Below are 14,444 nucleotides of genomic sequence, written 5' to 3' on the forward strand. Positions count from 1 at the left end.
CCTAATTGAATGCTCTTATTTTGCGATTGCTTGAGTTGTTTATTGAATATCGCGCTGCACGCAAACTTGGAGTCGTGAAAATTTGTCTTAAATATGGATTAACCCATTTTTGCTGTAGATTAAGCTGTTCAAGAAGTTGAATAAAATCATCCCATTTTGGATATAACTCACGTAATTGATCCGCTTGCATACTGTGCAATTTGCCCCAATGTGGACGTCCCTGATATTTTTGTAAAATCGGTTCAACCCATTTAAAAATATGTTGGCAATCTTGTTTATAAAATTGGTGGATTGAAATAGACACCGAATCCCGTCCATAAAAAGGACTCAGCCAAATATCATCGCCTTTGACATAGCGAAACTCGATTGGGAAAAACATGGCGACACGCTGTTGTTTCAAAACCGCCAATAATTCTTCTAAACACGCCAAACCTTGCTCGGCAGGCAATTGGTATTCCATTTCGTTAAATTTGGTATTGCGTGGCGTTGGGAAAATTTGACTCGACCAATCGACATGAGTACTCGGTTTGATAAACACGCCCAACAAAGATTGTAAATACGGATTTAACTGTGGAAAAACACGGATTATTTCCGAACAAAAATTTAATAAACGGTCTTCTGATAACCAATGTTGCGGACGAGGATCCGTCAATCCTCGGCTCTCATCTAAGGTTTTTAAAATCACCTGATCACTGTGTAAAAATGCCCAAAACTCAATATGGCGATGTTGATGCTTCCAACGGTCTATATATTGATAAATATCACTCAAGGCACATAAACGTAGCTGCTCTTTGAGTTTATAGCGCGAACGGTTTTGTAAAGTGATTTTGGTCATCACCCCAAAACTGCCCAGCGCGACCCGACCTGCCTGAAAAATTTCAGCATTGTGTTCAGGTGAACATTGCAACACCTCACCCTCTGCTGTGAGCAGTTCAAAATCAGTCACCAAAGCCGATAGACAAGGTAAATCCACACCTGTGCCATGTGTTCCTGTTGCAACCACACCTGCCAAACTCTGATGATCAATATCGCCCTGATTTTGCAGCGCCTGATGAATCGGTGCTAGACATTCACCCAGTTTGTACAGCCGAGTCCCTGCATGTAAGGTGCATTGCTGCTTTTGTGCATTAAATTGATGCACCCCCTGAATATGATCTAAATTCACCATCACATCATCGGTTGTGGCTAAGGGGCTAAAGGAATGCCCTGCTCCGACCATTCTAATTTTGTCGTGCTTTCGCACAATTTTTTTCAGTTCATCTACATTTTTCGGCTGTAAAAAGTCTGGATAGGCTGTTTGCTTTCCAGACCAGTTACTCCAACGCTGTTTCATAATCCTTCCTTTTTCTGCGTGGCATTTATTTTTATTGCAGTTTGTTTTGCGTTACTTTTTAAAGTACCGCATTAAAAAAATAGAGACACATGGATGAGATAAATGACCTCTCTATCCATATTGATTTAGATTAACCTCCTGACTAGTACATGATTTAGAATATGTTTCACATGGAACAATGTATAAAAAAACTACAATTCATTTAGCGCATTAGCTTTCAAACTGTCACGATATGTTCTTTTTTCTAATTCATCCAAAGGTACAGCGGGCGGTAATAACGATGCTGTATCGCGTTGTGGAATAGGCAAATTCAATTGCTCTGCGAAATATTGAAATTTAGTTTGCAACGCTGCCAAAGTCCACTGTCCATATAAAGTGTGACCACCTTCATAGGCTTGTTGTTGATATTCCTCGAAGGTGGTCACATAGCCCATATAATCATTGCAATATGAAGCCAACCATACTTTTTGAGTCGATTCCAATTCTTGTTGTACGGTTACTTTGAGCCGCTTAGCTGCAACAGTAGTAATTTCCCCAGGACAGCACAGCAAGGTTAAGTCGCCAATTTTAATTAATTGTAATGGCACTACATTCGGTACCAACAAGCTATGATCAATTGCGCCTACACTGGCCTGCTTGTTCATTTCTGCAATCAGTTTGTCTAAAAATTTAGGATAATGATTCAGTGGCTTGCCAAAAATGGTTTTAGAACCACATTCCAGCACAATATCTTTGGGGCCTTGTGAGGCATATAGCTGTTGATAATAGGTATAATCTGCGGCTTGAGGATTACTCAACTTTTTCTTTTTCACTCGCTACGCTAACCATTGCATACCTTTAAAAATCGGTTGTGCCACACCTGCACCATCTACAGGTGTTCCTGCAAAAAATGCTGCACCATGACAGGCTGCACTGGTTTTTGCATCTGTTTGCCCCATCGCAAATTCAACTGGAATTTCAATATTGCTTAAATCGACATAATGGCACACAGCATCTAAAGCTCCCATTAACGGCGTACCTCTATGTGCCAAAGCTTTCAGTGCCAATTCACTTTGATAGCGACCATTTTGCTGTGTATATTCGTATTCTTTTTTCATCGCGCATTGCAGCACGTACCTGTGACTGCTCAGGGCCATGATAATGTGGAGAAACATCACCCGCTGCGGCTTGGGCAAAAATTGCTACAGGATTTTTGACCCCACGTTGTTGCAGTGCACGCTCGGTACAAAGTGCGGCATAACCTTTGTTATCACCATCATGAGCGCTTAAACGACTGCTTAAACAGGTAGCATGCACCCCAAATAAAGAAAAAACTGCCTGTAAATTACCTTCGCGATAAAAACCAAGCAATTGCATATCACGATCTAAGGCCAAATGTGCCTGTTCCAGCGTTCTACGAGATACATCAGGATTACGGTTATACGCTGTTAAAGAGCGATTCCATGCCACTGGCGTTTCTTCTGCAAAACGACCATTGCTCATATAAATATCGGTTTTTTCTGGGTCGCCAAAGCTTTGAGCACACCGCTCACAATCGCATCGACCACTGCATTTAAATGTTCAGGCACAAAACCAGGTGTGGGCATATTGTACAACGCTTCATGTGCACAACCGCCAGGTGCAGAATGAGTATGCGTTGCCATCAATACCAAACGCTGCGGCTGAAAACGCTCCCCCAGTTTACGCTGTAAACGCTGTATCGCTAAATGACGCATGGCATAGGTCACACACCCCATATCCAGACAGCAAAAAATTAATAAGTCATTGTCTAAGGTTTGAATACAAATACTGCGGGCAAATAAAGCTGTTCGTTGTTCATAGGCACGATGTTTCCAGTTGCCATAACCAAACATGGCAAGCCCTTTTGGCTGAATATGAATTTCCTGTTTATCCCAACCCACCAAATACATTGCAATCGTATTCCTTTTCATCTATACAATCAGTCATGACGCTGATCAATGCCATTAAACAAAATTGCATCACGGCAAATAAGGGGCAAAGCAACAATGGCATGGGGGGATAATCGGACTTATGTCAGCAACTTCAAACTACTTGCTGCAGCACGTGCCGCCTGCCTTATTGTCAGGTCTGATTCATTACGCCAAAGAACAACAGATCCCCTATCAACCATGGTTTCAGGGAATTTCTCAAGATCTTGATCAAATCGTCCAAGGCAATGGTTTTGTTTCATTTCAAGATATTTGCAAAGTGGTGACACGCGCCCTGCAAGACACTCAATGTGCACATTTAGGCTTAGAAATTGGACGTGACAAGGGGCTGATTTCCATGGGCATGCTCGGTTTTGCCATGGTATCCAGTCAAAATGTTGTAGAAGCCTTACAGACAGGACTGCAGTACCATCCCATTTCAGGCAGTGTGATGGATTTGGAGTACGATTTTTCCTCGACCTCTCCTACACTGGTGATGAAAGAGCGTTATCCCACGGGGAACTTACTGCGCTTTTTTTGCGATGAAGTCCTCTCCAGTATTGTTAGCTGCTTAGACGTCATGCTTGGCAATCATCAAGATTTGGTCGAAGTGCATTTTAGTTTTGCCCAACCCGACTATTTAGAGGCTTATCAGGTGCATTATCAATGTCCTCTGCACTTTTCATCATACATGAATGCTTTGGTGTTCCGACCAGAGATTTTAGGACGCCAAATTAAAACCTCTAGTGCCGCCAATTACAGCACCGCCCTGCGTGTCTGCCAACAAGCGTATCAGGATATGCAGGCGATTAATCAACAGCAATATGCACACGTGTTGAGTTATCTAATCGAACAGCATTTACCTCAGCACTTTGATATGCACCAAGCGGCACAACATTTTCAAATGAGCGAAAGACATTTACGCAGACAATTACTTGCCGAAGGCTGCAACTTCCAAAACCTGCGCCAACACGTTTTGGAAAATAAAGCCAAACAACTGCTACAACAGCCTTTGAGCATGACTGAAATTAGCCAACAACTTGGCTTTAGTGAATTACGCGAATTTCGACGTGCATTTAAGCGTTGGACAGGTCTCAGCCCATCACTCTATAAAAGCCAAATGACAGAATAAGTTAATATTTTCCAATAAGCTACTATTTTTATTGAATAAAAAATAGCTGCTAAATTTTACTTAAACTAATTTTTAAACGTACTTACAAGTGATTCAAAATAAAAACAACAGATTTTCGACTAAAGCATAACTGCAAAGCTGCCATAAAGTCCCTATCTTTTAGGGTCTGTTGACAATTCATCCATGTTTGCGACAACGCATATTTTTTAGCTGATATAAGGCATGAGGCTGGAAATTTAGCATTCTAAATGACTGACTCATAACGCAATAGCAGCAAAAAATATGCTCGTCCTGAAAGGCTGTGGCTAAAACTTTCCCAGATTGCGTTATGAAACTTGGCAATAGACCCACTATTCCCCGCGTTTCATGCCTGATCTGCTCAGTTTTAGCCTACAGCGCAAGTCATGCATGAAATGTCAGCAGACCCTCTGATGGATAAAATAACGACACATATGGAGAATAATAATGGTCAGCGCATACGATGAACTACCGCGTACCCCTGCGAACTTTGTCGCCTTGTCCCCGTTACGTTACTTAGAACGGGCAGCTTATATTTACCCTCACCAAAACGCAATTATTCACGGTTCCCGTCAAATTACCTGGCGCGAAACTTATTTGCGCTGCTGCCAATTTGCGCATCAACTTCAAAATTTAGGCATCAGCAAAAATGATACTGTTTCGGTGCTGCTCCCTAATGTTCCCGCCATGCTAGAAGCACACTTTGCCGTACCAATGGCAGGTGCAGTGCTGAATACACTAAACACTCGTCTGGATGCTAAAACACTGGCATTTATGCTTAATCACGCAGAATCCAAAGTGCTTTTGGTGGACCCTGAATTTGCAGCTTTAGCACAAGAAGCGTTAGAGATGGTTAATCATGAAGTTTATGTGATTGATGTCAGCGATACAGAATATGAACATGCTGCCAACGCCCTTAGCATCGGACAGATTGAATACGAAACTTGGCTGTCTGCAGGTGACCCGAATTTTGAATGGCATTTACCTCAAGATGAATGGGATGCAATTAGCCTGAACTATACGTCTGGCACGACAGGCAACCCGAAGGGCGTGGTCTATCATCATCGTGGTGCTTACATTAATGCAGCCAGTAATATTATTGCCTGCGGAATGACCCCACGTGCAATCTACCTATGGACATTGCCCCTATTCCACTGTAATGGCTGGTGTTTTGCATGGACAATGGCGGCCAACGGTGGCACCAATATCTGCTTACGTAAAGTCGACCCTGAACTGATTTTTAAATTAATCGCAGAGCACAAAGTCGATTATTTCTGCGGTGCGCCAATTGTTTTGTCGATGCTCATTAACACCCCAGAACAGAAAAAGACTCAGTTTGATCACCGTGTCGAAGTGATGGTTGCGGGTGCTGCGCCGCCAGCAGCAATTATTGAGGGCATGCGCAATATTGGCATTAATGTGACTCACGTTTATGGCTTAACTGAAACCTATGGCCCATCTGCGTTGTGTGCTTCTCAAGCAGGATGGAGCGACCTATCCATTCAGGAACAGGCACAGTTACATTCGCGACAAGGCGTGCCTTATCCGTTGCAAGATGGTATGAAGGTTTTAGACCCTGAAACCATGCAACCTGTACCAAAAGACGTAAGCGTCCGCTGAACCCCATGCCTATTTTTTAATTCGATTTAGGTTTCCAGCGGTGTGGCAGTAACTCTTCAATTTGGGTCACTTTGTGTGTCGGCAGCCTTTTCAGCACATCACTTAAATAGGCATACGGATCCAAGCCATTCAGCTTTGCTGACTGGATTAACGTCATGATGTTTGCCGCTCGCTGACCACTGCGCAGCGAACCTGCAAACAGCCAGTTCTTGCGCCCCAAGGCCCAGGGACGCATCTGATTTTCAATCCAATTATTGCAAATCGGTAGATTGCCATCATCCAGATAGCGGCTTAAAGCTGGCCAACGCTTCAGAGTGTAATTGATGGCCTTGGCGGTGGGAGAACTCGATGGCACTGTCAGATAATGTTGGTTGAGCCATTCATATAGTTGTTGCATCACTGGTTGACTATGCTGTTGTCGGTATTCGCGGCGGTCTTCCGCTGTACCATCGGTCTTTTTCCTGAGCTCTGCTTCTATCGCATACAGTTTCTGAATCAGCACTAATGCCTGTTCAGCGACCTGACTTTTCCCAGTTACATGCAGTTCATGGAATTTACGACGTGCATGCGCCATGCAGCCCACCTCTATGACCTGGCCTGATTTAAAGCGTGCTTTATAACCACTGTAATCATCACAGACTAGATAACCCTGCCAGCCTTTCAAGAACTCTGCAGCATGCTGGCCTGAACGACTATCCTGAAAGTCATAGATCACCGCCTGAACTGGATTGTACTGTGTAGTGGCATAGGCCCAGACATAACCTTTCTTCGGTTTTTTCTCATCATCACCCATCCGCATGATGGTGACCGGCGTTTCATCGGCATGGATCACCCGCTGTTGCAGCACCACCTGTTTTAAGGCATTGGCCAGAGGTTCCAGTTCCACACCGCAGCGACCAATCCAGTCAGATAAAGTAGATCTGGACAGATCAATGCCCGCCCGCTGATAGATCAGGCGCTGACGGTACAGCGGCAAATGATCGGCATATTTCGATACCAACACATGGCTGAGCAGTTCAGGTGAAGCAATGCCTTTATCAATCACATAGGCGGGCATCGCTTGCTGAGTCAGGGTGTCACACTGATCACAGACCCATTTACCACGCACATGCTGTTCCTTATAGAACTGTGCCGGTCTGAAATGCAGTTTTTCACTGACATCTTCGCCGATACGACGTAACTGGCAGCCACAACTGCATTGGGTTGATGCAGGTTCATGCTCAATACGGATGGTGTGTAGATGATCTGGCAGTGGTCGACGTTTAGGTTTGTTGACTGTGGCTTTCTGTGTCCCTGCATCGGTTTTATCTGCATTTAATCGTTCTAATTCCAGATCAACGGCTGCGATATCTTCTTCGACCGCTTCGTCCCATAGATGGATTTGTTTTGCAGTGAGATGTTCGTTTTTACTGCCGAATTTGTGCTGTTTAAACAGCGCCAGTTCATGCTCGTATTTTTGGTTGAGAATAGAAAGATGTTGAACTTTGGCATCTAATTGCTGGTTTGATTGTGCCAAAGACTGATGCTGCATCGCCAACTGCCTGGTGAATTCCAGCAGTTGTTCATGGGTCAGTTGGCTTAAGTCAGGCAGCGTATTCATGACCCCAGTATGCCTGAGGTCATGAAGAGAATGAAATAGAACGTTTGGAGAATAGCAGAATGGATCAAGCTAGTTTAGAGCATTGTGACCACTTGCTGTCGTCCAATGCGCTGCCAGGGCAAACCCTGGATTAATGCCTGTAACTGTTCCGGGCTGAGGGCCACGGTTTCACCTTGGTGAACTTGAGCCCAGTGGAATTTTCCCTGTTCCAAACGCCTGGCACACAGCCAGATGCCCAGTCCATCATGTACCAACACTTTCATACGATGGCCACGTTTATTACAGAACAGGTAAGCACAATGCGGTTTAATGTAGCCAAAGGCTCTCACCACCTGAGCCATGACAGTATCCATCCCTGCTCGCATATCCAGAGGTTGGGTAGAAAGCCAGATTTCATCAATGCGGATCATGTTGCAAGTGCCTTGAGTAATTCTGCTAAAGCAGATATTTCTGATACTTGCCATTTCAAGCCAATTTCTGCTTTTGAGTGGGGTAAAGTAATTTGAACCGTTAACATGTCAGTAGGAGTAGGATCTAGTGGTGCAGAGCAGGATAAGGCAATAAATGCAGGTTTATTCGGTAGTGGTGAGCGATCATTCCCAGGCTTAGCATCAATTAAGCGAATCCATTTGGATACAAGATTTGTATTCAATCCATGTTGCAAAGCGACCGAAGCAATTGAAACGTCCGGTGCTTTACAAGCCTGAACGATCTGCTGTTTAAATTCAGCACTGTATGTTCTTCGTTTTTTCGCAAGAGATGCGATGGATGTCTGGTGATTTGTAGTCATAAATTTTAGTCCCCACTTGTTTTTAAGTGGGGACTAAATTAAGGCTTATAGGATGAATTCATAAGGTGTGTTCAGCGGACGCTTACCAAAAGATGGCAAAACCATGGGCGAAATTATGTTCCGTGGCAATATCGTGATGAAAGGCTATTTGAAAAACCCAGAAGCTACCGCAGAAGCTTTTGCAGGTGGCTGGTTCCATACGGGCGATTTAGCTGTCTGCCAACCTGATGGCTACGCCAAAATTACTGACCGTTCTAAAGATGTAATTATTTCAGGTGGTGAAAATATTTCTTCACTCGAAGTCGAAGAAGTGTTGTATCAACATCCTGCAGTTTTGACCGCCGCAGTGGTGGCAAAACCAGATCCACGTTGGCAAGAAGTCCCGTGTGCCTTTATTGAACTAAAAGAAGGTAAACAGGTCAGCCCTGAAGAAATTATTGCTTATTGCAGTCAACATTTGGCGCGTTTTAAAGTGCCAAAGGAGGTGGTCATTACTGAAATTCCCAAAACGTCGACAGGTAAACTACAAAAATTTGTACTCCGCGAATGGGCCAAAGAGCGTTCAGTTGGTGAGTTTAGCTAAAGTTTGAAAATCCATACACATAAAAGACAATGAAAAACGACTCGTCATGAGTCGTTTTTTATTGCAATCAGACAAGCTCGCGTTTGATCACTTGGTTCTCTGATAGCTTAGTTTTCTGACAATAAAGCAACTTGCTGCACATAGTTAAACAACTTAAGTTTAGATGCTTCAAGTTCTTCTGCAGAAATTTCCTGCTTCATATCACGATGGATACGCAATACATGCTGACGCAGCGTATGACGCTCAGCTGCTTTATAGGTTTTACTAAAATCATTAATCACAGGGTCGCCGTCTTTAATAATTCGCTCTACCCAACGCTGTAACTGTGCGGTTTTTTTCGCACCTTGCTGCGGTGTCAAATAAGACAAAATTACGCTTTCATCTTCATTACGTAACAATTTACCAATACGCTGACACTGACGACGACGAGCTTCATGTGAAGTAATACTTTGCAATTCCAGTAAAGCATCAATTAAACGCTCTTCTACTGGAAGTTTTTGAATTTGTTTGGCGCTTAACTGCGCCAATTGTTCGCCCAGCGCAGCCATACGTTGTACGGCTTTTTTCTGTTCGGTTTTACTTGCACGCCCTTCTAAAGATTCAAAGTCATCTTCGGTAAAACGTTGCGGTCGACGTGCCACGATTAATCTGCCTCGTAAAATTTTGCTGCAAACAGTGCTTGAATATCAGATAAAGCTTTTTCTTCATCTGCACCATCAATCACCAAGCGTAAAGTAGTTCCCTTGCCTGCACCTAACATGAGCAAGGACATAATATTTTTGGCATCAACCAATTTGTCGCCTTTACCAATTTGGATTGACGAACGGAATTTAGTGGTCACTTCAATCAGTTTCCCAGATGCCCGTGCATGTAAACCTAGTTTATTAATTACGTCAACAGTTGTGTCAATCATGACCAGTGCTTCATTTCTCGGTGTAAGACTTGAATAGACCATTTTGCCTCAAGTGCTTTTTTAGTCTATCAACGATATAAACTGAACGGTGTTGCCCACCCGTACAGCCAATTGAAATGGTAATGTAGTGTCGATGCCCTTCGGCAAAGGCTGGCAACCATTTTTCTAAAAACTTCTGAATGTCGTGAAACATTTCATGCGTTTGTGAACTTTGTTGCAAAAATTCCTGCACAGGGGCATCTAAGCCTGAATATTTCCTAAGCTCCAAATCCCAATGTGGATTGGGCAAATGGCGCACATCAAACACATAATCGGCATCTAAAGGAATTCCGTGCTTATAGCCAAAGGATTGTAAAATTACAATAAGATTGTCGGTTTGTCCAAGCTTAGACAACAATACGTGTTTTAGATCATGCACACTTTTGTCAGTAGTATCAATATGTACCGTAGAGCGAAACTGAATGGGCATCAACAAGTTTTTTTCTTCTTGAATACATTCATTTAAGCTTTTAAAACGATTAGAGAGTGGATGCGGACGGCGTGATGCACTAAAACGTGCAATCAATTCCTGATCTTGCGTGGTCAGAAAAATAATATCGACTGAACCATGCTTTTGCAGTTGTTCAAATACCAAATCAAACTCTTGCAAGTCGGCACGGGTACTACGTACATCCACCCCCAATGCCAACTGTTCTAAGTTATTTTCCTGATCCAGTTTATCCACTATTTCGGGGAGCAATGCCAAAGGTAAATTGTCAATACAGTAATAACCCAAATCTTCCAACACTTGTAATGCCGAAGATTTTCCTGAACCCGATTGACCTGTTACGATCAAAATACGTTTCATGGCATGCAACCCTTCTATTGCCAGCTATGCAGAATGTTTGACCTGCAAATTATCAATTAAACGTGTATTGCCCAATTTTGCCGCAACGAACAACACTATATCTTCACTAAATGCTTCAATTTTCTGTAGTTCTGTTGTACGCGCCTCTACATAGTCCACAACAAAGCCTGCCGCTGTCAATGTTGCTTTAATATTCGCTAACACTTGTGACAAAGTTTCACCTTGTTGTAATGCGTGTGCAGCAACCTTTAAACTTTGATAGATTGTCGGTGCAATTTGACGCTGTTCTGCGCTCAAATAACCATTGCGTGAACTGAGTGCCAAACCATCTGCCGCACGAACAATTGGCACACCAATCACCTCTAGCGGAATATTCAAGTCGCGTACAAACTGGCGAATGACTGCCAATTGTTGATAGTCTTTTTCACCAAAGAAAGCATAGTTTGGCTGTACCATATTGAATAATTTGGTCACGACCACCGCAACACCATCAAAGTGTCCAGGACGCTGCAAACCACATAAGTCTGCCGTAATCTCGCTCACTGAAATATTGGTCAAACGTGGTTTGTTGCCATACATTTGCTCAACTGAAGGTGCAAAAATAATGTCGCAACCAACCTCTGCCAACAATTGACTGTCTTGGTCTAAAGTTCGTGGATAACTATCAAAATCTTCATTAGGCCCAAATTGAATTGGATTGACAAAAATACTGACCACCACCACATCACATATTTTTTTCGCTTCGCGCACTAAGGTTAAATGCCCTTCGTGCAAATTGCCCATGGTCGGAACAAAACCAATGGTTTTTCGTGCAGCGCGTGCAGGCTGTAATGAAGCCGCTAAGCCTTGAATTGTGGTTTCAGTTTTCATATTACAACTCGACTTGGAAAGTTTGTTCACGTGCTGGGAAAGAACCATCTTGAACTGCAGCATGATAGGCTTTAAACGCATCTAAAATCGCATTTTCACCCGCTTGTTCTTTCATGAAGTTACGCACGAATTTTGCGACACGACCAAAAGTCAGCCCCAGCATGTCTTGCACCACCAATACCTGACCATCAGTGTCTGCGCCCGCGCCAATTCCAATTACTGGAATTTCAGGGAACAAGGCAGAAATTTCTTGACCTAGCTGAGCTGGCACACATTCTAATAATAGAATCGCCGCACCAGCTTCTACAACAGCTTTACAGTCAGCAATTAGTTTGTCTGCAGCTTCCCGGGTACGTGCCTGTAATTTATAACCCCCAAATACATGCACCGATTGTGGCGTTAAACCTAAGTGCACACAGACAGGAATACCATTACGAGTCAGTGTTGCAACGGTTTCACTGAGCCATGCACCACCTTCCATTTTGACCATTTGCGCACCCGCCTGCATCACTTCTTTGGAGCTTTGCAATGCATCATTTAAGGTGGCATAACTCATAAATGGTAAGTCAGTCAAAATAAAAGCGTGTTGATTACCACGACGCACCGCCGCAGTGTGATAAGCCATATCCGCCACGCTGACAGGCAAGGTTGAGTCACGTCCCTGAATAGACATACCCAAAGAATCACCAATTAAAATCGTATCAATTTCAGCAATTTCCATTGCTTTCGCCATGCTTGCATCATAGCAAGTTAAGCAGGAGAATTTTCGACCTTCCGCTTTAAATTTTCTGAGGTCACTTAAACTAATCATGAAAATATTCCTCTATGGAAAAAGCATCACGCATGCTTAATTTAAAACTTTATAGCCCTGCCCAATTGCCTGCATCCACAACAGTTAAGCTCGGATGTTCAAGCAATGGTGAGTGTTTTAATAATTGTCCTTTGACACTTAAGTTAGCATCTAAATCTAACAGCGGGATGACGACAAAATCACGTTCTAATACCCCTACATGCGGTACAGTCAGACGTTCATTTTGAATATTGGCATCAGCATAAATCAACAAGTCTAAATCTAGCGTACGCTCACCCCAATGGCGTAAACGTACCCGACCTGACTCTTGTTCAAAACGCTGTAATTCATCTAACAATGCCAACGCTTCAAGTTCGGTATCTAAACGTACCACAGCATTCAAATAATTAGGCTGATCTTGTGGTCCCATGGGTGGGCTTTGATACAGTTTAGATGTCTCCACTTGCCCTAGTGTTGCCAGTTTTTGCACCGCTTCAGTCAAAATTTGACGCGAATCGCCCAAATTACTGCCTAAACCAATATAGGTGATGTTGCTCATTGCGTTGGCCCAAAAATCACTTGGCTTAAATCACGTTGCACACGTTTACGTTTTAAAATTGGATGATCTGCACCAATACCTGAACTGCTTGCTGTAGCAGTCAATTGTGCTCGATTTTCTTCATACTGTTTGGCTTTACGGGCCCGACGACTACGAGGCTCAGGCTCATTCACCAAAGGTTCAATTAAATCAGCAGCATGTGTTGCTGGTGTCACATCAACAGGCTCTTGAGCTGTTTTACGGCGGCTCTTGGCTCGTAGTCGATTGTACTGAGCAATCGCACGTTCTTTTTCATCGGCGCTCATGAGTTGGTAGGCATCCCACCACTGTCCCATCCCTAAAGTCGAGCTATCACCTGCTTTTTCACGCAGTAATAAAAAGTCAAACCCTGCACGGAAACGTGCATGCCCAGACAATGCTTCAATTTGCTGTGGTTTCGGTTGCAATAAACGGGTTTGCATTTCCCAGACTTCACGAATAAAAGTTTCAGCAAAGCGCGGAATAATGGTACGTGTCGCCTGACGTTTTAGTACATCTAAACCAGCTTGTGCTCGCGCTTCGGCGGCCACCACACCTTTAGACAGATAAAAGTCACAACGCTCTAAGAATGGTTGCCACAACAGCACCGCATAAAAAAATGCAGGGTTTATGGTTTTACCAATCGCAATCCGTTGATCGGTATTTTTTGCTGCACGTTCAATAAATGAGTTGATGTCTGGTTTGATATCAGCAAATAACTGACGCCAAATACCAAACTTAATCAACATCGGCAGGACTTTGTTTAAATGTCCCATCGTAAAGAGTTTTTGCGACTCATCATATAAACGGTGTGGCGAAACATCACGCAATAACTGCGTCATTTCAGGCGTAAAAATTTTAAGAATTTTTGGATCAATATTGAAATTTAATTTAGCAGCAAAACGCAAAGTACGCAGCATACGCACTGGGTCTTCTTCAAAACGTAAGGTTGGATCGCCCAATAAGCGCAAGTTTCTGTGCTTAATATCATCTACAGCATTGCAAAAATCGAGCACGATGCCTTTACGTGGCTGGTAATACAACGCATTGATTGAAAAGTCACGACGGGCAGAATCCTGCTCGATTGTGCCCCAGTTATTATCGCGCAGAATCATCCCCGCCGCAGACGTCACAGCTTTTTTCGGTGGCGCACGGAAAGTGGCCACTTCAATTAGTTCACGCCCTGCATAGACATGCGCCAGCTCAAAACGTCGTCCTATAATTCGGCAACGTCGTCCGAAAACTTCTTTCACTTGTGAGGGTGTAGCATTCGTTACGGCATCAAAATCCTTCGGATTTAGCCCTAACATTAAGTCACGAACTCCACCACCGACGATATAGGCTTCATAGCCTGCTTTGGTTAAAGCATCTAGAACATCTAAAATGGAAGAAGGTAATTGAGCGGTAGATAAACCACATTTTGACGCGCGCAAAGTTTGCAAA

11 protein-coding genes and 4 pseudogenes are annotated in these 14,444 nt (G+C 43.4%); 3 read left to right on the forward strand and 12 right to left on the reverse strand.

Translation table 11 applies throughout. The features are described 5' to 3' along the window. Position 1: 1 nt before the first annotated feature. Entirely contained in the window at positions 2 to 1,333 is a 1,332-nt protein-coding gene (locus LZP46_RS11850; protein ID WP_236093945.1) for a D-arabinono-1,4-lactone oxidase, read from the reverse strand. Positions 1,334 to 1,524: 191 nt separating this feature from the next. Continuing rightward, positions 1,525 to 3,243, reverse strand: a pseudogene (locus LZP46_RS16325) (neutral/alkaline non-lysosomal ceramidase N-terminal domain-containing protein). Positions 3,244 to 3,364: 121 nt separating this feature from the next. Here LZP46_RS16325 and LZP46_RS11865 point away from each other — a divergent pair. Both LZP46_RS11865 and LZP46_RS11870 read left to right on the forward strand, forming a co-directional pair. After that, entirely contained in the window at positions 3,365 to 4,393 is a 1,029-nt protein-coding gene (locus LZP46_RS11865) for an AraC family transcriptional regulator (RefSeq protein ID WP_004975134.1), read from the forward strand. A 465-nt stretch (positions 4,394 to 4,858) separates the two neighbouring features. Then, positions 4,859 to 6,016 (forward strand): annotated as a pseudogene (locus LZP46_RS11870) (AMP-binding protein); the annotation flags it as partial. 31 nt (positions 6,017 to 6,047) lie between these two features. Here the strand turns inward: LZP46_RS11870 and tnpC are convergent. The 3 genes from tnpC to tnpA form a co-directional block, all read right to left on the reverse strand. After that, positions 6,048 to 7,631 carry an IS66 family transposase gene (gene tnpC, locus LZP46_RS11875; RefSeq protein ID WP_236093705.1) on the reverse strand — a complete coding sequence of 528 codons (1,584 nt, stop codon included), beginning with the start codon at positions 7,629 to 7,631 and terminating at the stop codon, positions 6,048 to 6,050. A 74-nt stretch (positions 7,632 to 7,705) separates the two neighbouring features. Continuing rightward, positions 7,706 to 8,041, reverse strand: a complete 336-nt coding sequence (gene tnpB / locus LZP46_RS11880; RefSeq protein WP_000618087.1) for an IS66 family insertion sequence element accessory protein TnpB — start codon at positions 8,039 to 8,041, stop codon at positions 7,706 to 7,708. After that, positions 8,038 to 8,421 carry an IS66-like element accessory protein TnpA gene (tnpA, locus tag LZP46_RS11885; protein ID WP_004691518.1) on the reverse strand — a complete coding sequence of 128 codons (384 nt, stop codon included), beginning with the start codon at positions 8,419 to 8,421 and terminating at the stop codon, positions 8,038 to 8,040. The genes tnpB and tnpA overlap by 4 nt, the downstream gene beginning before the upstream one ends. 82 nt (positions 8,422 to 8,503) lie before the next feature. Between tnpA and LZP46_RS11890 the strand changes: the two are divergent. Beyond that, positions 8,504 to 9,004: pseudogene (locus LZP46_RS11890) on the forward strand (AMP-binding enzyme); the annotation flags it as partial. 107 nt (positions 9,005 to 9,111) lie between these two features. Here the strand turns inward: LZP46_RS11890 and yjgA are convergent. The 7 genes and pseudogenes from yjgA to pcnB form a co-directional block, all read right to left on the reverse strand. Then, the gene (gene yjgA / locus LZP46_RS11895) at positions 9,112 to 9,645 is read right to left on the reverse strand and encodes a ribosome biogenesis factor YjgA (RefSeq protein ID WP_236093947.1); all 534 of its coding nucleotides are present in this window, start codon (positions 9,643 to 9,645) and stop codon (positions 9,112 to 9,114) included. A 2-nt stretch (positions 9,646 to 9,647) separates the two neighbouring features. Beyond that, positions 9,648 to 9,917 carry an HPr family phosphocarrier protein gene (locus LZP46_RS11900; RefSeq protein WP_026438354.1) on the reverse strand — a complete coding sequence of 90 codons (270 nt, stop codon included), beginning with the start codon at positions 9,915 to 9,917 and terminating at the stop codon, positions 9,648 to 9,650. Beyond that, a pseudogene (gene rapZ, locus LZP46_RS11905) lies at positions 9,914 to 10,764 on the reverse strand (RNase adapter RapZ). The gene LZP46_RS11900 and the pseudogene rapZ overlap by 4 nt, the downstream one beginning before the upstream one ends. Positions 10,765 to 10,788: 24 nt before the next feature. Beyond that, on the reverse strand, positions 10,789 to 11,634 hold the full coding sequence (gene panC, locus LZP46_RS11910; protein WP_236093948.1) for a pantoate--beta-alanine ligase: 846 nt from the start codon (positions 11,632 to 11,634) through the stop codon (positions 10,789 to 10,791). 1 nt (position 11,635) lies between these two features. Continuing rightward, on the reverse strand, positions 11,636 to 12,445 hold the full coding sequence (gene panB / locus LZP46_RS11915) for a 3-methyl-2-oxobutanoate hydroxymethyltransferase (protein ID WP_019836307.1): 810 nt from the start codon (positions 12,443 to 12,445) through the stop codon (positions 11,636 to 11,638). A gap of 49 nt (positions 12,446 to 12,494) precedes the next feature. Beyond that, positions 12,495 to 12,983: a 2-amino-4-hydroxy-6-hydroxymethyldihydropteridine diphosphokinase gene (gene folK, locus LZP46_RS11920; RefSeq protein ID WP_104852464.1), complete on the reverse strand. Its 489-nt coding sequence runs from the start codon at positions 12,981 to 12,983 to the stop codon at positions 12,495 to 12,497. Continuing rightward, positions 12,980 to 14,443, reverse strand: a complete 1,464-nt coding sequence (gene pcnB / locus LZP46_RS11925) for a polynucleotide adenylyltransferase PcnB (protein WP_236093949.1) — start codon at positions 14,441 to 14,443, stop codon at positions 12,980 to 12,982. The genes folK and pcnB overlap by 4 nt, the downstream gene beginning before the upstream one ends. Position 14,444 lies beyond the last annotated feature (1 nt).

It is taken from the genome of Acinetobacter sp. SCLZS86, from assembly GCF_021560715.1.
Classification (GTDB): Bacteria; Pseudomonadota; Gammaproteobacteria; order Pseudomonadales; family Moraxellaceae; genus Acinetobacter; species Acinetobacter towneri_A.